18 protein-coding genes are annotated in these 17,477 nt (G+C 71.7%); 9 read left to right on the top strand and 9 right to left on the bottom strand.

Annotated features, from left to right (window positions below; all coding sequences use genetic code 11):
- Window positions 1-35: 35 nt before the first annotated feature.
- Together NE234_RS31060 and NE234_RS31055 are read left to right on the top strand one after the other, a co-directional pair.
- Entirely contained in the window at window positions 36-656 is a 621-nt protein-coding gene (locus NE234_RS31060) for a ClpP family protease (protein WP_252784414.1), read from the top strand.
- Window positions 653-1,417: a dienelactone hydrolase family protein gene (locus NE234_RS31055; RefSeq protein WP_252784413.1), complete on the top strand. Its 765-nt coding sequence runs from the start codon at window positions 653-655 to the stop codon at window positions 1,415-1,417. Before NE234_RS31060 ends, NE234_RS31055 begins: the two co-directional genes overlap by 4 nt.
- Before the next feature lie 45 nt (window positions 1,418-1,462).
- Here NE234_RS31055 and NE234_RS31050 read toward each other — a convergent pair whose 3' ends face one another.
- Window positions 1,463-4,135: an AAA family ATPase gene (locus tag NE234_RS31050; RefSeq protein ID WP_252784412.1), complete on the bottom strand. Its 2,673-nt coding sequence runs from the start codon at window positions 4,133-4,135 to the stop codon at window positions 1,463-1,465.
- 97 nt (window positions 4,136-4,232) lie between these two features.
- On the opposite strand from NE234_RS31050, the gene NE234_RS31045 reads away from it, so the two are divergent.
- A complete protein-coding gene (locus tag NE234_RS31045) occupies window positions 4,233-4,454 on the top strand; it encodes a DUF2277 domain-containing protein (protein ID WP_252784411.1) in 222 nt (73 codons plus the stop codon).
- Window positions 4,455-4,470: 16 nt separating this feature from the next.
- On the opposite strand, the gene NE234_RS31040 is transcribed toward NE234_RS31045, so the two are convergent.
- Complete coding sequence (locus tag NE234_RS31040; RefSeq protein WP_252784410.1) at window positions 4,471-5,133, bottom strand: pyridoxamine 5'-phosphate oxidase family protein; 663 nt, start codon at window positions 5,131-5,133, stop codon at window positions 4,471-4,473.
- Window positions 5,134-5,298: 165 nt separating this feature from the next.
- Between NE234_RS31040 and NE234_RS31035 the strand changes: the two genes are divergently transcribed.
- Window positions 5,299-7,650, top strand: a complete 2,352-nt coding sequence (locus NE234_RS31035; protein WP_252784409.1) for a Tex family protein — start codon at window positions 5,299-5,301, stop codon at window positions 7,648-7,650.
- A gap of 135 nt (window positions 7,651-7,785) precedes the next feature.
- Here NE234_RS31035 and NE234_RS31030 read toward each other — a convergent pair whose 3' ends face one another.
- Window positions 7,786-9,273, bottom strand: a complete 1,488-nt coding sequence (locus NE234_RS31030) for an alpha/beta hydrolase family protein (protein WP_252784408.1) — start codon at window positions 9,271-9,273, stop codon at window positions 7,786-7,788.
- Between the two features lie 108 nt (window positions 9,274-9,381).
- Window positions 9,382-9,975 carry a winged helix-turn-helix domain-containing protein gene (locus NE234_RS31025; protein ID WP_252784407.1) on the bottom strand — a complete coding sequence of 198 codons (594 nt, stop codon included), beginning with the start codon at window positions 9,973-9,975 and terminating at the stop codon, window positions 9,382-9,384.
- Between the two features lie 130 nt (window positions 9,976-10,105).
- Between NE234_RS31025 and NE234_RS31020 the strand changes: the two genes are divergently transcribed.
- Both NE234_RS31020 and NE234_RS31015 read left to right on the top strand, forming a co-directional pair.
- The gene (locus NE234_RS31020; RefSeq protein WP_252784496.1) at window positions 10,106-10,888 is read left to right on the top strand and encodes a MerR family transcriptional regulator; all 783 of its coding nucleotides are present in this window, start codon (window positions 10,106-10,108) and stop codon (window positions 10,886-10,888) included.
- A 36-nt stretch (window positions 10,889-10,924) separates the two neighbouring features.
- Window positions 10,925-11,260: a YnfA family protein gene (locus NE234_RS31015; RefSeq protein ID WP_252784406.1), complete on the top strand. Its 336-nt coding sequence runs from the start codon at window positions 10,925-10,927 to the stop codon at window positions 11,258-11,260.
- Between the two features lie 63 nt (window positions 11,261-11,323).
- Here the strand turns inward: NE234_RS31015 and NE234_RS31010 are convergent, their stop codons facing one another.
- From NE234_RS31010 to NE234_RS30990, 5 genes are all read right to left on the bottom strand, one after another.
- Window positions 11,324-11,689 (bottom strand): hypothetical protein, encoded by a 366-nt coding sequence (locus NE234_RS31010; protein ID WP_252784405.1) that lies wholly within the window; start codon window positions 11,687-11,689, stop codon window positions 11,324-11,326.
- Between the two features lie 74 nt (window positions 11,690-11,763).
- The gene (locus tag NE234_RS31005; RefSeq protein ID WP_252784404.1) at window positions 11,764-12,693 is read right to left on the bottom strand and encodes a diacylglycerol/lipid kinase family protein; all 930 of its coding nucleotides are present in this window, start codon (window positions 12,691-12,693) and stop codon (window positions 11,764-11,766) included.
- 44 nt (window positions 12,694-12,737) lie between these two features.
- The gene (locus NE234_RS31000; protein WP_252784403.1) at window positions 12,738-13,718 is read right to left on the bottom strand and encodes a TerC/Alx family metal homeostasis membrane protein; all 981 of its coding nucleotides are present in this window, start codon (window positions 13,716-13,718) and stop codon (window positions 12,738-12,740) included.
- Window positions 13,719-13,921: 203 nt separating this feature from the next.
- Window positions 13,922-14,875: a hypothetical protein gene (locus NE234_RS30995; protein WP_252784402.1), complete on the bottom strand. Its 954-nt coding sequence runs from the start codon at window positions 14,873-14,875 to the stop codon at window positions 13,922-13,924.
- Between the two features lie 190 nt (window positions 14,876-15,065).
- Entirely contained in the window at window positions 15,066-15,596 is a 531-nt protein-coding gene (locus NE234_RS30990; protein WP_252784401.1) for a CGNR zinc finger domain-containing protein, read from the bottom strand.
- Between the two features lie 25 nt (window positions 15,597-15,621).
- Between NE234_RS30990 and NE234_RS30985 the strand changes: the two genes are divergently transcribed.
- The 3 genes from NE234_RS30985 (at window position 15,622) to NE234_RS30975 (ending at window position 17,302) form a co-directional block, all read left to right on the top strand.
- Window positions 15,622-16,575, top strand: a complete 954-nt coding sequence (locus NE234_RS30985; protein ID WP_252784400.1) for a DMT family transporter — start codon at window positions 15,622-15,624, stop codon at window positions 16,573-16,575.
- Between the two features lie 153 nt (window positions 16,576-16,728).
- Complete coding sequence (locus tag NE234_RS46120) at window positions 16,729-16,992, top strand: transposase (RefSeq protein WP_406567093.1); 264 nt, start codon at window positions 16,729-16,731, stop codon at window positions 16,990-16,992.
- Window positions 16,979-17,302, top strand: a complete 324-nt coding sequence (locus tag NE234_RS30975) for a hypothetical protein (protein ID WP_252784399.1) — start codon at window positions 16,979-16,981, stop codon at window positions 17,300-17,302. Before NE234_RS46120 ends, NE234_RS30975 begins: the two co-directional genes overlap by 14 nt.
- The last annotated feature ends 175 nt before the right edge of the window (window positions 17,303-17,477 follow it).

The following is a 17,477-nucleotide window of genomic DNA, read 5'->3' as shown; positions in this document are numbered from 1 at the left end:
GGACGCGGCGTCTGAGCCGCCGTTTTCCTGACGCCATGACCGTCTACCCGGAGATACTCCTCGAACCGACCCTTCGTACCGCCGAGGCTCCCGCGCCGCCCACGACCGAGCAGGTCTTCCAGCGGCTGCTGCGCGAACGCATCATCGTGCTCGGGCAGGAGGTCGACGACGAGATCGCGAACCGGATCTGCGCCGAGATGCTGCTGCTGTCGGCCGAGGACCGGCACCGCGACATCCACCTCTACATCAACTCGCCCGGCGGCTCGGTGACCGCCGGCATGGCGATCTACGACATCATGCAGTTCATCCCCAACGACGTGGCCACCCTGTCGATGGGCTTCACCGCCTCGATGGGGCAGTTCCTGCTCTGCGCCGGAACCGCGGGCAAGCGGTACGCCCTGCCGCACACCAGCATCCTCATGCACCAGCCGTCCGGCGGGATCCGTGGCGTGGCCGCCGACATCCGGATCCAGGCCGAGCACATGCGGGCGGTCAAACGCCTCATGTTCGAGCGCATCGCCCAGCACACCGGACAGCCCGTCGAGCGGATCGAGGCCGACGCGGACCGCGACCGCTACTTCACCGCCGAGGAGGCCCGCGCGTACGGCTTCGTCGACCACGTGGTGCACTCCGCGGACCAGGTGCTCCCCCGATGACCGAGCGGAGTGAGGGCATCAATCCCATGACCGGCGCGCCGTCCGTGGTGACGAGGCCCGTCCCGTACCGTCACGGCTCCGCCGCCCTGGAGGGCGTGCTCATCACGAGCGAGGCGGTCCCCGCTCCGGCGCCCACCGTCCTGATCTGCCACGGCGCGGAGGGCTTCAGCGACGCCGTGATCGAGATCGGCCGGGAGCGCGTCCTTCCGCTGGGGTACCAGGCGTTCGCCGTCGACCTGTTCGGCAAGGGCGTCAGCGCGTCCACGCATGAGGGGTTCGACGCGAACATGGCGCCGTTCCTGGCGGACCGCGCGATGCTCGCGGACCGGCTGGCCACGGTGGTCTCCGTCGCCGCCGGGCTGCCCGAGGTCGACCCCTCCCGCATGGCCGCCATCGGGTTCTGCTTCGGCGGGCTCTGCGTGCTCGACATGGCCCGGACCGGCGTGCCCGTCAGGGGCGTCGCGTCCTTCCACGGGGTGCTGAAGCCTCCGCCCGGCCGGCCCGTACGGCCGATCGACTGCGCGGTCGCCGTCTACCACGGCTGGGAGGATCCGTTCGCCCCGCCGGAGGACGTCGTGGCGCTGGCCGCCGAGCTGACCGAGGCCGGCGCCGACTGGCGGATCGAGGCGTTCGGTCACGCGAAGCACGCCTTCATGGCCACGTTCGCGAACAGCCCGGAGCGCGGCATCCAGTACGACGCCCGCACCGCCGGGCGCGCCTGGGCCGCGATGGCGGGGTTCCTCGCGGAGTGCCTCTCCTGATCCGGACCCGTCTCCGGGCGGCCCCGGACCGGCCGCCCCGCGCCGTCACAGATAGTGGCCGTACGTCTCGGCCTCCGGGACGGAGCGGGGCGGCAGGTCCTCGGCGCGCAGGGTGACGAGGTCCGTCCGGGAGGGCCGGTCGAGGCCGGTGACGCGCTGCGCCTGGCGGGCGACGGCGGCGTCCATCAGGTTGCGCATGAACCGCCCGTTGCCGAACGACGGTCCGCGCGCCGTACGACGGAGCACCGCCCGCAGCGCGTCGCCGACGCCCGGCGCGAGGACGAGACCCTCGTCGGCGGCCAGCCGCTCGAAGACGGCGCACAGCTCCTCGTCGGTGTAGCCGGCGAAGTGCAGCTGCCGGGCGAATCGCGAGTCCAGCCCGGGATTCGCGGTCAGGAAGTCCGCCATCTCCCGCTCGTAACCGGCGACGATGACGACGAGGTCGTCCCGGTGGTCCTCCATCAGCTTCACCAGCTCCGCGATGGCCTCCAGGCCGTAGTCGCTCTTGAACGACGGCTGCGTGAGCGTGTAGGCCTCATCGATGAAGAGCACGCCCCCGAGGGCCCGCTCGACCAGCCGGCGGGTCCTCGGGGCCGTCTGCCCGATGTACTCCCCCACCAGGTGCGCCCGCGACGCCTCGACCAGGTGACCGGAGGACAGCACCCCGAGGTGCTTGTAGATCCGGGCCAGCAGCCGGGCCACCATGGTCTTGCCGGTGCCGGGATCGCCGGTGAACACCATGTGCCGCGTCGGAGCCGTACCGGGCAGCCCCCGCTCCCGGCGCAGCCGGTCCGCGCGCGTCATCGCGACGAGCAGGCCGATCTCCCGCTTGATCGTCTCCAGCCCCGTCAGGGCCGCCAGCTCGGCCAGCGGGTCGTCCTCGGTCGCCGACGTGCCGAACGCGCGGGGCACGTCGGCGCGCTTGACGATGAGCTCGGCGCCCGGCTCCGTACGGCTCCGCGCGGCCGCCACGGCCCGGTCCGCCAGGTCCGGGACGAGACGGGCGTTGCGGAGCGTCTGCGTCGGCGGGGTCGCGGCGAGCAGCTCACCGGCGGCGTCGCGGGCGCGTTTGTACGTCCGCATCCCGCGCCGGCGCACCTCGCGGTCGAAGAGCTCGGCGTACTCCTCCGCGGTGAAGGGCCGGGTACGTGCGACGCGGAACCGGTGCAGCAGCGCCGGGTCGGCGTCCCGGATCCGCTCGGCCCCGTCCTCTCCGCACAGCGCGGCCAGGTGCAGGTCCGGGTGCACCGTCAGGAGGCGGTGCAGTTCACCGAGCAGCTCCCGGCCGTTGCCCGCCTCGTCGGCGAACTCGTCCAGGCCGTCGATGACCAGCAGCCGCTCCCCGGCGGAGTCGCGGACGTCGGCGTGCAGCCTGGCGGCCGCCTCGTACAGGGGACGGCCCGCGAACAGGGTGTGGGTCAGCCAGAGCGGTTCGCGGGGCAGCCGCAGCGCCGTCGCCAGTTCCTCCACGGCGAGGCGCCGGCCGGTGCCCTCCGGCCCGGACAGGAGCACGCGCACGGTCCCGCTCTCCTCGGTGACCTCCCCCAGCAGGGCGGTGACCTCGGGCTGCCCCACGAGGCCGGTGGCCACGTCGGAGGACGCGGTGCCGTCCTGACGGGACGCGGGCCGGTTCTCCCGGTCCTTCCGGTCGTCCGCGAGCCTGTCCACGAGCGGGTTGACGACGCGGCGCCGCCTGCCGTACAGCCTCCGCAGGTCGCGCTGGAACTCGTCGATCGGCGTGTGGTCCCGCGCGCCGGTGCGCTGCGGTTCGCCGGGCAGGCCCTGGGCGCAGGCCACCATCCGGGTCGCCATGTCCAGCCAGGCACGGCAGACGTCGGCGGCGCCCTCGACCAGCGCCTCGGCCAGCCACAGCCGGGTCTCCTCCTGCCACGCGGAGGCCCGGAATCCGCTCCGCTCCCGCCGGAACCGCGCGGACACCTCCTTGTACAGGTCCTCGCCGAGCACGACGGACAGCTCGACGGGCACCCGGTCCAGGCCGCACTGCAGCAGCAGCCGGCTCAGGTGGGTGCCCACGAGCCGGGAGTTCGGCACCACCCCGGACAGGTGGTCGGTCGCCGCACGGAACCCGGACCACACCCACTCCAGGTAGCCGACCGGTCCGGCCAGCTCGGGCAGCTCCGCGAGGATCTGGTCGTCGGCGTGCGCGGCCCATCGCGCGCGCAGTCCGCTCTTCGAGAGGTTCACGTCGCAGTCCGGCGGGGCGTCGTACAGCCGCAGCAGCGCGCGCCGCCGGCCTTCGAGCGGTTCGATGCCCTCCAGCACGGCCAGGCAGTCGCGGGCGAGCCGGATCGCGAGCTCGCGGTCCGGCACCTCGATCAGCCAGTCGAGCGGCGGCCGCCAGAGGTTGGTCGAGGTGCCCCACCAGGTGTTCGACGTGGTCAGCGGAGCGGGATCGCTCAGGTGGCGGCGGAGGAGCCGGTCGGTCAGCTGGCACTGGGAGCCCGCGCGGATCGCGCTCACCCCGGGCAGGAAGCCGATGATCTGGTACAGGTCCGCGGCGACCAGCGAGGCGGGCAGCGTCAGCAGCTTGTGATCGTCGGTGGTGAGGTCGGCGCAGCGCGGGTCGGCGAGCAGATCGTCGATGCGGGCGGCGATCTCCTCGAACAGCCCGTCGGGCACCCGCCACGGGCCGTACGCGTAGACGTCGAGGACCGGCTCGTCCGTGAGCAAGAGCTCCAGATGTTCCGGCAGCGCCACCACGATCCCCCATCACCTCGGACGAACCGGACAGCAGCCTACGGCGAGTCGATCACCGCGGGGACCGGTTGTCCGACCCCGGGTGCAGGATGGCCCCATGTGCAGGAGCATCAAGACGCTGCGGCCGCCGGCCGCCGAAGACGTCACCGACGAGGACATCCGGGCGGCGGCGTTGCAGTACGTCCGCAAGGTGTCGGGCTTCCGGAGCCCGGCAGCGCACAACCAGGCCGTCTTCGACCGGGCGGTCGACGAGGTGGCGCGCGCGACCGCCGCCCTCCTCGCCGACCTGGAGATCCGGGGCGCCCGCTCCCGCACCTGACGGCGGCGGGACCCGGTCAGCCGTAGAGGCGCTTGGTGTAGTGCTCCGGGCTGTAGTAGCGGTCGAGCTCCTCGAACGTCTCCTCGGTGTACTGGACGTCCTTGACGATCCGCGCGTGCGGAGGGAGGGCGTCCGGGTTCCACGTCTCGGGCTTCCACAGCTCCGAGCGGAGGAACGCCTTGGCGCAGTGGAAGAAGATCTGCTCGATCTCCACGACGATCGCGAGGCGGGGACGGTGGTTCTTGACCACCATCGCGTCGAAGAAGGGCGCCTCGCGGACGATCCGGGCGCGGCCGTTGATGCGCAGCGTCTCGGTCCGGCCGGGGACCACGTAGACCAGGCCGACGTGCGGGTTGGCCAGGATGTTGTGGAACCCGTCCACGCGCCGGTTGCCGGGACGGTCCGGAATGGCGATCGTGACGTCGTCGATGACGTGGGTGAATCCGGGCGGGTCGCCCTTCGGGGAGACGTCGCAGGCGCCGGTCGCGTCGGCGGTCGCGATGAGGCAGAAGGGCGAGGCCGCGAGCCACTCGCGGTCCCGCGCGTGCAGCCGGACCCGCTCCTTGGCGAGGGCGCGCGGCATCGGCTCACCGAGCAGGTCGCGCAGCTCCTCCGCCGAGGTGATCTCCGCGTACTCCCCCGCCGAGGTGTTCTCCGTGAGCGCCGTCACTTCCGTCATCCCGCCTCCCCGTAACGATCATGAGATCCTCAGCGTAACCCCGGCCTCCGGTTCGATCCATGGGCTTTTCCGCCGGTCGGAACCACTGCCGTGTCCGGCACACGGCGCGACAACGGCGGCCGTTGCCTGCACAATGCTTCCCGAAGCTCAGTGAGAGGTCACATCGTGTCGACGTCGATTCACCAGAAGATCGCCGAAGAGCTCGGCGTGCGCGAGCGACAGGTCCAGGTCGCCGTCGAGCTGCTCGACGGCGGCGCCACCGTGCCGTTCATCGCCCGGTACCGGAAGGAGGCGACCGGCGCGCTCGACGACGCGCAGCTGCGCACGCTCGAAGAGCGGCTGCGCTATCTGCGGGAGCTGGACGAGCGCCGCGCGGCGATCCTGGAGTCGATCGAGTCGCAGGGCAAGCTCGACGACGCCCTCCGCGCCCAGATCATGGCCGCCGAGACCAAGGCCCGGCTGGAGGACATCTACCTCCCGTACAAGCCGAAGCGGCGTACGAAGGCGCAGATCGCCCGCGAGGCGGGTCTCGAGCCGCTCGCCGAGGCGCTGCTCGCCGACCCCGGCCTCGACCCGCAGGCGGAGGCGGCGAAGTACGCAGGCGCCGACCTCGACGCCGCCGCGGCGCTGGACGGTGCCCGCGCGATCCTCGTCGAGCGCTTCGCCGAGGACGCCGACCTCATCGGCGACCTGCGCGAGCGCGTCTGGTCGCGGGGCCGGATGGTCGCGAAGGTCCGGGAGGGCAAGGAGGAGGCGGGGGCGAAGTTCTCCGACTACTTCGACTTCGCCGAGCCGCTGTCGGAGCTGCCCTCGCACCGCATCCTGGCGCTGTACCGGGGCGAGAAGGAGGACGTCCTCGACCTCACCCTGGAGCCCGACTCCGAGGAGCCCGACCCGGCGCGGCCGAACCCGTACGAGCTGGCCATCGCGCACCGCTTCGGCGTGCCGTCGAGCGCGAACTGGCTGATGGACACCGTCCGCTGGGCCTGGCGTACCCGCATCCTCGTCCATCTCGACCTGGACCTGCGGCTCCGGCTCCGCCAGGAGGCCGAGGACGAGGCGGTACGCGTGTTCGCCGCGAACCTGCGCGACCTGCTGCTGGCCGCGCCCGCCGGCACCCGTACGACGATGGGCCTGGACCCGGGGTACCGCACCGGCGTGAAGGTCGCGGTGGTCGACCCCACCGGCAAGGTGGTCGCGACCGACACCATCTACCCGCACAAGCCGCACGGCCGCTGGAAGGAGGCCCTCGACAGCCTGGGCCGCCTGGTCGAGCGGCACGACGTCGACCTGGTCGCGATCGGCAACGGCACGGCCTCCCGCGAGACCGACCAGCTCGCGGCCGACCTGATCAAGAAGTACTCCAAGGTCACCAAGATCGTCGTCTCGGAGGCGGGCGCGTCGGTGTACTCGGCCTCGCCGTACGCCTCGCGCGAGCTGCCCGACATGGACGTCTCCCTGCGCGGCGCGGTCTCGATCGCCCGCCGGCTCCAGGACCCGCTCGCCGAGCTCGTCAAGATCGACCCCAAGTCGATCGGCGTGGGCCAGTACCAGCACGACGTCTCCGAGGTGAAGCTGTCCCGCTCGCTCGACGCGGTCGTCGAGGACTGCGTGAACGCCGTCGGCGTCGACGTCAACACCGCGTCGGTCCCGCTGCTCACCCGCGTGTCGGGCATCGGGTCCGGGCTCGCCGAGAACATCGTGACCCACCGCGACGCCAACGGCCCGTTCCGCACCCGTGAGGCGCTCAAGAGCGTGCCCCGGCTCGGCCCGAAGGCGTTCGAGCAGTGCGCGGGCTTCCTGCGCATCCAGGGCGGCGACGACCCGCTGGACAGCTCCGCCGTGCACCCCGAGGCGTACCCGGTCGTGCGCCGCATCCTGAGCAGGACCGGCGGCGACCTGAAGTCGCTGATCGGCAACAGCACGGCGCTGCGCTCGCTCAAGCCGCAGGAGTTCGTGGACGACACCTTCGGCCTGCCCACGGTCACCGACATCCTCAAGGAGCTGGACAAGCCGGGCCGTGACCCGCGCCCGGCGTTCAAGACGGCGACGTTCAAGGAGGGCGTCGACAAGGTCGCGGACCTCCAGCCCGGCATGGTGCTGGAAGGCGTCGTCACGAACGTCGCGGCCTTCGGCGCGTTCGTCGACATCGGCGTCCACCAGGACGGCCTCGTCCACGTGTCCGCGATGTCCCGTACGTTCGTCAAGGACCCGCGCGACGTGGTCAAGTCCGGTGACGTCGTACGCGTGAAGGTCCTCGACGTCGACATCCCGCGCAACCGGATCTCGCTGACCCTCCGCCTCGAAGACGACGTCGAGCGCCGTCCGCAGGGCGGCGCCGGCCGCCGCGAGGGCGGCGGCAACCGCCAGGGCGGCCGTCGCGACGGCGGCGACCGTACGGGCGGCCGGCAGCGGCGCGACCGCGGCGGCTCCGGCGGCGGAGGCGGAGGCGGAGGCGGCGCGATGGCCGACGCGCTGCGCCGCGCCGGCCTGGACAAGGGCCTGGGCGGCCGCTGAGACGAGATCGCCGGCGGTCGCTGCCTGCCGTGGCGCAGCGACCACCGGTGATCACCCGGTGTGGGACGTCCGTACGAGCCGGTCGCCGGGCCGCCCCGCGACCGATCCGGTCCGATGGCGCGACCGGGGTGTTCGTCACCAGGCGAGAAGGCCCCAGTACACCGCCCACGGGATGAAGATCGCTCCTGCCGTCGCCACCACGGCGACGCGGACCCGCCCGCCGGCCGCCGGCGTACGCCGGTCCCGCCAGGCGGAGACGGCGGTGACGACCGTGGCGACGGCGACGATGACGGCGAGGAGCTGGAGGATCAGCCAGGAGATCGGGCGACCGGCGAGGACCGGGTCGCCCAGCCGCCCGCCGGTCGCGAAGATCGCGACCGTGTACAGGAGGGTTCCGGCGACGGTCACCAGACCCGTCGCCGCGAGCAGGCGGGCCGGTCGGCGGGCCGGGGCCGCTGCGGTGCGCCCGAGGATCCGGCGCGCGATCCCGGTGACCGGGTATCCGGCGAACGCCAGCAGAAAGAACGCGATCGCGGCCCACTGAAGGCCGTTGGCCTCGTACCAGGCGCCGTTCGACGCGGCACGGCTGGTGAGCGCCTGCCGCGGGGGCGTGGCGGCGCTGGACATCGGCGGGTGACCGGCGGCGACCTGGTGGATCCACGACGTCATCGTGTCCGCGTAGCCGGGCGGGAGGGCACCCAGCGGGTGACCGCCCAGCAGCGGGCCGCCGAGATTCTCGAACCCGTCGCTCGTACGGTGGCCGTTGTGGCCGGCACCGGCGACGAACCGGATGGTCACGTGGTCGTTCCCCGCGCGGGCGAGGACGCGTTGGAAGATCTGCGCGCTCTCCCGTGGCGCCGCCTGGGTGTCATGCTCGCCCCACAGCGCGAGCACCGGCTGCCGCAGGCGCTGGAGCACGGGCACCGGGTCGTGCCCGCCCTCCGGGAACAGGCCCGCGCCGTCGACGAGGTGCGCCGCCGGCCCCATGATCGTGTCGAGGAGTGATCCGGAGACGTGGTCATGCCGCAGATGCACGGCGAGGTTCCAGGTCTGCGTGCGAAGCGGCGTACGGCCGGGGCCGCCGATCGTGATCAGGTAGGCGACGTCCGAGGACCGTGACGCGGCCAGCGGCGCCACCCAGCCGCCCTCGCTGAACCCCCACAACCCGACCTTCGCCGGGTCGACGCCCGGACGGGCCCGGAGGGTCCGTACGCCGGCGAGCGCGTCGGCGGCCAGGAGGGAGAAGTCGCGGTGCATCTTGGAATAGCCGATGGTCCGCTTGTCGTAGACGAGCGTGGCGACGCCGCCACGGGCGAACGCCTCGGCCTCCTGCGCGTACTCCTGCCGGGGCCCCGGACCCGAGCCGCCCACCAGGACGATGCCCGGAACGCGGCCCGTGGTCCTGCTCGGCGCGACGACCGTCCCGTGCAGGATCAGGCCGTCGCCGCCGCGAAAGGAGACGTCGGTGCGCGTCAGACCGTCGCGGGCGGCGCGCGGCGCGGCGGCGTACGCGGCTCGGGCCGGCGTCACCGGCGACGGCGCGAGCGCGAGCAACGACGGCACCAGCAGGCCGATCGCCCACCCGACCGCGCGGACGCGCCGGGATTTGAACGAGAGCAGCATGACGTGCTCTCCTTTCTCTGGGATTCGTGTACGCGAAGACACGCCGCATGGACGTGGTGACACGGACTCCGCACACCGGGTCGCCGAGTTGCCGCTCGGCGGCCCGGATCATTCCGCGGAGCCCGCCTCGGGTTCGGTGGCCGCCGCCTCGGGAATGCCGAGCAGCCGGAAATGCACCGGGCGTGCGCCGGGAGGCGTCTCCTCCGCCGGCCGGGAGAAGCGGTAGACCAGCGCGATGTACTCCTCGAAGAACTCCTTCACCTCATCGAGCGTGAGACGAACGGTGGCGCGGGAGAACAGGAACGCGTCCGCCCACTCGCCCAGCGCCTCAGGGTCGTCCGCGAAGCGTGAGAACAACTCGACGAACTCCGCGATGTTCTGCCGCGCCATCTCCGAGAGCGCCACGCGCATCTCCGGCGTCTGGCGGCTGTAGGGCGGGAACCGCCGGTCGCCGGGCACGGCACGCCACCAGCGTTCCCGTCCCTTGGACAGCTCGGGAACCTCCTCGATGAACCCGTGCTTGGCGAGTTGCCTGAGGTGGTAACTGGTCGATCCGGTGCTCTCGCCGAGCGCCCGGGCGAGGGTCGCGGAGTTCATCGGCCCGTCGCGCAGGCACCTCTCGATCTTGTGCCGCAGCGGGTGCACGAGCAGCCGGAGCGCCGCCACATCGCTGATCTCCTGAGCCGGAGGACGATCTGCCACCCCCAGATCATAAACAGTTGCAAAGACTCTTTGCAAAGACGCTTTGCACACGACCGCCAGGAACCGCGGCCGCCGGGCGGGCTTGACCTTCGAGCCGACTCGAACGTTTACCGTCGGTCCCGTGACCTCGATGCGCATCTCCCAGCTCGCCGAACGCTCCGGCGTCCCGGCCACCACGCTGCGGTTCTACGAGACCGCGGGCCTGTTGCCGGCCGATCGCACCCCGGCCGGATACCGCGTCTACGGTCAGGACGCGATCGAGCGGCTGTCGTTCATCGATGCCGCCAAGCACCTGGGCCTGCCGCTGGAGGAGATCGCCGGACTGCTCGCGGTCTGGGAGTCCGGCGCGTGCGCGGACGTCAAGGCCGGCCTGCGACCCCGGGTGGCCGCCCGCCTCGCCGAGGCCGAGCGTCGCATCGCCGAACTCACCGCCTTCACCGGGACGCTCCACCGGGCGCTGGCCCACCTGGACGCCCTGCCCGACCGGGCCGGCCGGTGCGATCCCGGATGCGGCTTCCTCGGCCCGGCGGCACCGACCGCACCGCCGCCCTCGGAACCGTTCCCACGCCCGGCGCCGGAGGAGGAACGGCCTCCGCGTCCGGAGGCGGAGGCGGAACACTGGCGCGGCGCCCCGGTGGCCTGCTCGCTCACCGGCCCGGAGGTGACCGAGCGCGCCGCGCACTGGCAGCGGGTCCTGACCGGCGCCGAGCACGAACCCATCGACGACGGCGTACGGCTCACGCTGCCCGCCGAGCACGCGGCTGAACTGGCCGCGCTCGCCGCCGAGGAACAGCGGTGCTGCCCGTTCTTCGACTTCCGCCTCCACCTGAACGGCGCCGTCGCGCACCTGGAGGTCCGCGCCCCCGCCGACGGCGCCGCACTGCTCACCGACCTGTTCGGCGCAGCGACCTGACCGCCCACCTGCCCTCCGGAAGGACCGCGTACCGCCATGCTCGTCGCCCGCTCCATCGCCCTGTTCGTCCTCGCCGCGCTGTTCGAGATCGGCGGTGCGTGGCTGGTCTGGCAGGGCGTCCGAGAGCACCGCGGGTGGATCTGGATCGGCGCCGGCGTCATCGCGCTCGGCGTCTACGGGTTCGTCGCCTGCGGGCAGCCCGACGCGCACTTCGGCCGGATCCTGGCAGCCTACGGCGGTGTCTTCGTCGCCGGCTCACTCACCTGGGGAGTGGTCGTCGACCGCTTCCGTCCCGACCGCTGGGACGTGATCGGCGCGCTGATCTGCCTGGTCGGCGTGGTCGTCATCATGTACGCCCCGCGCGGCCGCTGAACGCCGGAGCACTGGTGGTCGCTGCGCTCTGGGAGCAGCGACCGTCAGTGATCAGAGGACGTCTCAGCCGGGGAGCCTTGGCAGGCCGGTGAGCGCTACGACCTGCCAGCCGCCCTTCCGCCGCTCGGCCGAGCACCGGAACGGGTAGCCCGCGAGCGCGGTCGGCGCACCGGGCGGACCCGGAGATCGGAAGACCGCGAGGACGGACCCCCGGACCGTCGCACGGCCGTGACCGGAATCGACGTTCACCTGCTCACCGGAGAACTCCGCCCGGAACTCCCTCAGCCGATCCTGAACGGACCGCTCGCACGCCGCCTTCACCTGCGCCGGCCGGTCGTCCCGCCTCCCATGGCCGCCGCCACAACCGGCCGCGAGCACGACGACGAGCAGACCGATACCCGCGGCCCGGGAACCCTTCGGTCCAGTCATGTCCGCCAGCATGCCGGTGATCGGTCACTCCCGAGACCGCCGTGGCCGCTGCCGGACACCCTCGAACCCGTGGATCAGCGGTCGGTGAAGTCCTGGGGGACCATGACGCGCAGGGCGTTGGGGCGGACGCGGATGTCGACCGGGGTGCTGCCGCGGATCTCGCCGTCGACGTCGAGGGGCAGGACGGGGTCGGTCTCCAGGTGCAGGTCGCCGGCGGTGAGGAACGGCTCGTCCTCCATGCTCAGGTACGACCCGGCGAGGGCGTGCCGGACCGCGGAGCCGATCAGGTGCAGGCGGCCGGCCGCGCCGAAGCGGTACGCCAGCAGCAGCCGGTCGTCGATGTCGGCGTCGCGGGCGATGCGGCGGCCGCCGTGGAAGGCGCCGTTGGCGATGTTGAGCTGGTGCGTCTCGAACTCCAGCTCGGTGTCGCCGGCGGTGATGCGGGCCTGGAAGGGCCGGTGCCCGGGGAGAGCCGCCAGCGCGGTCAGCGGGTAGGCGGTGCGGCCGAGGTGCCGCTTGAGGCGATGCGGCACCCGGCCCGCCACCTGGACGGACACGCCCAGGCTGACCATGTTCGTGAAGGCGTCCGGACCTGCCTGGCCGAGATCCACGTCGGCGACCTTGCCGGACCCGAGGGTCTTGATTGCACTCTCCAGGTCCCCGGACCAGCCGATGCTGCGGGCGAAGTTGTTGGTGGTCCCGACGGGCAGCACGCCGAGCGCCAGGTCCAGATCGGCCACGCGCTTGCCCGCGGTGCTCAGCGTGCCGTCGCCGCCGGCGGCGATGAGCAGGTCGGGCTTCTCGGCGACCGCCTCGTCGAGGGCCTGCGGAAGGCGGTCCGGCCGCCGCACGTTGATCACCCGGGCGACGGCGATGCCCTGCTCGGCCAGCCGCCGGGGGGCGTGCCGGAGGAGGGCCGCGCCGGTACGGGCCCGGGTGTTGATCACGAGGACGGCCGGGCCGCCGTTCCTGATGGCGGCCGTCAGGTCGGCTTTGTTGCGCATGCCAGTGGTGATACCAGTTCCTGGACCTTTTAATGATCCTTTACTCAATCCTCGGCGGCCCTCAGCCGCGCGGGGGCGCGCCGCCGGGCGTACAGGCTCGTCGCGGTCACCGTCAGCAGGGTCACGACGATGACGGCCAGGGACAGCGGCGTGGGGACCTCCGGGACCTGCGGCCAGGGGCCGTGCGCCCAGTGCAGCACGAGTTTCACGCCGATGAACGCGAGGATGACGGCGAGGCCGTAGCCCAGGTGGACGAGCTTGCTGAGCGTGTTCTGCAGGACGAAGTACAGCGCGCGCAGGCCGAAGAGGGAGAAGGCGTTCGCCGTGAAGACGAGGTACGGGTCCTGGGTGACACCGTAGACGGCGGGGATCGAGTCCACGGCGAACACGATGTCGGCGGCGAACACCGCCACGACGACCAGCGCGAACGGCGTCAGCGCCCGCCGGCCGCCCTGTCGCACGAACATCCGCGGCCCCTGATAGTCGTCGGTCACCGGCATGAGGCGGCGCAGCAGGCGGACCGACCGCAGTGAGGAGACGTCGACCGCGTGGTCGGTGTCCTTGACCGCGTCCTTGAGGATCTTCACCGCGGTGACGAGCAGCACCCCGCCGAACAGCAGGAACGCCCAGTCCACCGCCTGCAACGCCGCCGCGCCGACCGCGATGAAGACGGCGCGCAGCACGAGGGCTCCCGCGATGCCGTACAGCAGGACGCGCTGGCTGAGCGCCCGTGGCACGGCGAACGCGGCGAGGAGCAGCATGAACACGAACAGGTTGTCCACGGACAGCGACTTCTCGACCAGGTAGCCGGTGAAGTACTCCGTCCCGGTCCGCGCCCCGAACCACTTCCAGGCGAAGACGCCGTACAGGAACGGCAGGGCGATGTAGAAGCCGGACCACGCCAGCGACTCCCGCAGCGAGGGGGTGTGCGGCCGGCGGGTCATGATCAGGTCGACTGCGAACAGCGCGATGACCCCGGCGATGGTGATCGCCCACAACAGCGGCGATGCGACGGATTGAGACACGGGGAACTCCCGGCACGTCGATACGGCCGAGGTCTCCTTCACCCGCCGTCACGCGGCGGACCGCCGCCCGGGGACCTCGTGGGAGGCCCGTACTGACCGGGTGGGCGCTGGGAAGTACTCCCCTCTTGTCCCACCATATCCGGTTCGAGCGATCCGGTGCCATGACCGGCTTCCACCAGCCGGTCGAGGCAGCGACCGTCCGGTCAGGAACGATCGGTGTCGGAGGGCAGCGGCAGCAGATCGGCGTGCTCGACGGTGAAGCCACCTTCGGTCACGGGGGCGAACGGAGCCGGTGCCATGCTGGTTCCGATCTCGGCCTCGTTGCCACCCCACATGCCGTCGTGTTTCACCATGTCGGCGTACTCCCATGAGAATCCGACACGGTCGCGGGAGTGACCTGGAGCGTCTTTGCCGCCGTCGTACACACTGAACCCCAGCCGCATGCCCACCCACGGAGGTCCGCCGGGGCTGACCTGAGTGATGACCGCGGTCAGGGTCGCGACCCCCGGGGCGGTCATCAACGAGTCGACCCGCCCGATGGCGGTGTAGGTCGTATTACGTTCTGCGGAATAGTGCGAGACCTTCACTGTTCCGGTCGCATCGTTCGGGGATCCGGGGAGCGTACGCCCGTCGGCCCCGGGCACCGGACCGTGGGTGTACGGCACGCCGTGCGCGTTGATGCTGAACGTGCGGATGTCCTTGTCGGCGAGATAGGTCAGCCGGACCTGCGCGGTTCCAGCGACGCTCGCGACTTCGGGCCGACCGTGTTCGTGTTCGGGAACGGCGCCGACCGCGGTCGCGGTTCCCACGGTGGCGGCGGTGGCCACCGTGAACAGCGTGACGATTTCTTTCAGGTGCATGGAATCCCTCCGGATTCGAACGAGGCGTTTCATTGAGCGGAGCGACGGCGGCGCAGGTGGTACTGGACGGTGACCAGGGCGAGCAAGGGCCCCCAGAGCACCAGCGGCGCGTAAGTCGGCCAGCCCGAGGTTGAATCCGGCGGCCAGTCCGACCCGCCACAGGCCGGACGGCACGTTCACCAGCGCCGCTCCGTGCGCGGCCCAGAAGGCCCAACGGGGGACGCCCGGCACCGTGCGCCCCGACGACAGGCTCACATACGTGTCCGCATCCGTCGGACGGGCAAGCGACATGGGCATGGCGATCTCCAGGGATAACCGGCTCAGCGGACCGAAGAGCGGGTGTCTCGGCCACGGCAAACATCTCGTTGAACCGGTACCGTCCGACTCCCCCGGCGGAGCGGGGCTGGCACGGTGCCCTCCCCCTATCGAGGGAGACCCGCTCGCGGGCCGGCCCTCGCGATGATGTGCGGCCATCCCCGCCGGCCGGCTACCGGCGTGGCTCGCCGTACCGTCGCCTCGCCCGGTGACGCTGGACGTTGACCGCGTTCGCGCATCGCACACCGCAGAACGTACGCCGGCCGTTGCGCGAGGTGTCCACGAAGACGACGGTGCATCCTTTTCGCATGCAGCGGCCGAGCCGTCCGGCGGCGCCGTCCGCGATCAGCTGAGCCAGTCCGGCCGTCGTGAGGGCCTTGACCCGAGTGGTCACCTTCGCATCGAGGGGCGCGTAGTGCAGGTGATGGGGCAGCCCGTCGTGGGTGACCAGCCGAGGGCGGCAGTCCGCGGCGACGAAGAGTGCGTCGACCACGGCGGCCTGCTCGGTCCCGGTCGTCTCGAAGGCCGGCCGCAGTTCGTCGGCCCAGCGGTGCAGTTCGGCCGCTGCGGCCTGATCCATGCTCGGCCGGTGGACCTCATGGCGCTCCAGCAGGAGGGACAGCCGCGTCGCCGAGGCCGACGGTTCGTTGACGAGTTCCGCCGCGACGAGAGCCCCGGCCACCGTGTAAGTGTTGAACTGCACAAGGCCATTACAGCACCGTGGGTCCATGAACCCGTCCCCCAGCACGGACACGATGGACACCGCCGAGGCCGGGCATGCCGCCGATGCGGCACGACCGGTCATCATCGCGACGCTCAGCGGCATGGCCGCGGTGTTCATGTGGGGGCTCGCTCCGGTGGCGACCCGAGCGGCGGTCGCCCAGCTGGCACCGCTCCCCCTGACGGTCCTGCGCGCGATGATGGCCGGGCTCGCGTGCCTGCCCTGGTGCGTGAGCGGGCTGCGGCGCCTGGACCGGGCCGGCGCTCTGCGCGCGATCGCGGCCGGCCTGCTCGGAATGGTCGGTTACAACCTGCCCGTGGCCCTCGGCGTCCAGTGGCTTCCCGCCTCGACGGCAGCCCTCGTCCTGGCCACGGAGCCGGTGTGGATCCTGACCCTGGCACGGTTGTTCCTCGGCCGGCGCACTCCCCGCCGGGCCTGGATCGGATCCGCCGTCTCCCTGGGCGGAGTCGCCGTCATCGCCGGACCGGAGGCCGTACCCAGCGGCTCCGGCGCCCGGCCCCTTGAAGGACTCGGACTCGTCCTACTCGGGACGCTGCTGTTCGGCGCCTACACGATCGTCCTGCGTCCGCTCAGCACCCTGCACGGCCCCCGCACCGCCACCGCCATCTCCACCACGATCGGCGCCGTCCCGTACCTGGCGCTCGTCGGCACACTCGCCCCGCACCGTCTGGCCGCTCTTCCCCCCGGCGCCTGGGGCGAACTGATCTTCCTCGCCGTCGGCACCAGCGTGGTGGGCATGCTCATGTGGAACCTGTCCGTCGCCCGCATCGGCAGCACCCGAGCGGGCCTCCTGCTCTTCCTGGAACCCCTGGTCGGTGTCACGGGGAGCCTGGCACTCCTCGGCGAACACCTGACACCCGCAAGCGTCACCGGCGGCGCCCTGGTCATGACAGGCGTCGTCACCGCATGGATCGCCCAGCGCCGCGCCGGCCAAGCCTGACGCGTCATCGGGATGCCGGCGCGGACGGCCGTCGTCCCCTCGCCGGTAACGGCGGCAAGGTCGTTCTCGCGGCGCTGGGATCGTGAGGTCTCGGCTAGGGCCTGTCCGGTAGATCTTGACGCTCGCCTGAGGCTGATCTTGTAACGGGCTTTGATGGTGGTCATGGTCCGGCGACACGAGTTAACCGATGCGGCCTGGCAACGGATCGAGCCGTTGCTGCCTGCTCAACCGGCCCAGGGTGGGCGGTGGCTGGATCACCGCACCGTGCTGAACGGGACGTTGTGGAAGCCGGCCACCGGCGCACCGTGGCAGGACCTGCCTGGATCAAACTTTTTTGCCTCGGGTCAGGATCATACAGAGCAGCCAACGCATTTCAGCGAATCCACCGGACCGGAGACTCCCCATGAACCTCGATGACCTGATCATGATCGCGATGCTCGTCGGCAGCCCCGTGCTCGCCGGGGCCGTCACTTACGCGCTCACCGGCCGTGACCTCAAGGGACCTGCCAGGGTGGCGGCCTCTCTGCTCAGCGCCTTCCTTGTGGGTGCGACGTCGCTGTTCGTTCCCTGGCTTCCCCTGCTCGCCTTTCTGGCCACCATGGTGGGCTATCTGGTAATGCGCCGCCTGCTCAAGCCCGGCCTCGCTCTTGCCGCCTCGGCGGTCGTTCTCTTCGGCGGTCTCTCATCCGCGGTAATGCTCATGGCCGCCGCCCTGGACCGAATGTGACAGTGGAGCGGACGCCCGCAGGAGAACCAAGTGATGCTTCCAGGCGGACACGGCGTCAGAAAAGCGCCGGAAAAGCGGCGCCCGCGCCGGACGGACTCAGGCGCGGGCTGCGCGGGCGTCAGTGCCGAGGATCGTCGTTGCTGGAGGCACCACGATCCTCGGCACTGAGCGAAGG

The sequence above is a fragment of the Actinoallomurus rhizosphaericola genome, from assembly GCF_024055675.1.
GTDB classification, from domain to species: domain Bacteria; phylum Actinomycetota; class Actinomycetes; order Streptosporangiales; family Streptosporangiaceae; genus Actinoallomurus; species Actinoallomurus soli.
Note: the sequence above shows the minus strand (reverse complement) of the source record. Positions and strands in the feature narration are given on the sequence as shown.

What these genes read in the sequence shown, in the direction of transcription:
- NE234_RS31060 (WP_252784414.1), top strand. Translation starts at nt 36, where the DNA reads ATGACCGTCTACCCGGAGATACTCCTCGAACCGACCCTTCGTACCGCC.
- NE234_RS31055 (WP_252784413.1), top strand. Translation starts at nt 653, where the DNA reads ATGACCGAGCGGAGTGAGGGCATCAATCCCATGACCGGCGCGCCGTCC.
- NE234_RS31045 (WP_252784411.1), top strand. Translation starts at nt 4,233, where the DNA reads ATGTGCAGGAGCATCAAGACGCTGCGGCCGCCGGCCGCCGAAGACGTC.
- NE234_RS31040 (WP_252784410.1), bottom strand. Translation starts at nt 5,133, where the DNA reads ATGACGGAAGTGACGGCGCTCACGGAGAACACCTCGGCGGGGGAGTAC.
- NE234_RS31030 (WP_252784408.1), bottom strand. Translation starts at nt 9,273, where the DNA reads ATGCTGCTCTCGTTCAAATCCCGGCGCGTCCGCGCGGTCGGGTGGGCG.
- NE234_RS31020 (WP_252784496.1), top strand. Translation starts at nt 10,106, where the DNA reads ATGCGCATCTCCCAGCTCGCCGAACGCTCCGGCGTCCCGGCCACCACG.
- NE234_RS31015 (WP_252784406.1), top strand. Translation starts at nt 10,925, where the DNA reads ATGCTCGTCGCCCGCTCCATCGCCCTGTTCGTCCTCGCCGCGCTGTTC.
- NE234_RS31010 (WP_252784405.1), bottom strand. Translation starts at nt 11,689, where the DNA reads ATGACTGGACCGAAGGGTTCCCGGGCCGCGGGTATCGGTCTGCTCGTC.
- NE234_RS31005 (WP_252784404.1), bottom strand. Translation starts at nt 12,693, where the DNA reads ATGCGCAACAAAGCCGACCTGACGGCCGCCATCAGGAACGGCGGCCCG.
- NE234_RS30995 (WP_252784402.1), bottom strand. Translation starts at nt 14,875, where the DNA reads ATGCCCATGTCGCTTGCCCGTCCGACGGATGCGGACACGTATGTGAGC.
- NE234_RS30985 (WP_252784400.1), top strand. Translation starts at nt 15,622, where the DNA reads ATGAACCCGTCCCCCAGCACGGACACGATGGACACCGCCGAGGCCGGG.
- NE234_RS46120 (WP_406567093.1), top strand. Translation starts at nt 16,729, where the DNA reads ATGGTGGTCATGGTCCGGCGACACGAGTTAACCGATGCGGCCTGGCAA.
- NE234_RS30975 (WP_252784399.1), top strand. Translation starts at nt 16,979, where the DNA reads ATGAACCTCGATGACCTGATCATGATCGCGATGCTCGTCGGCAGCCCC.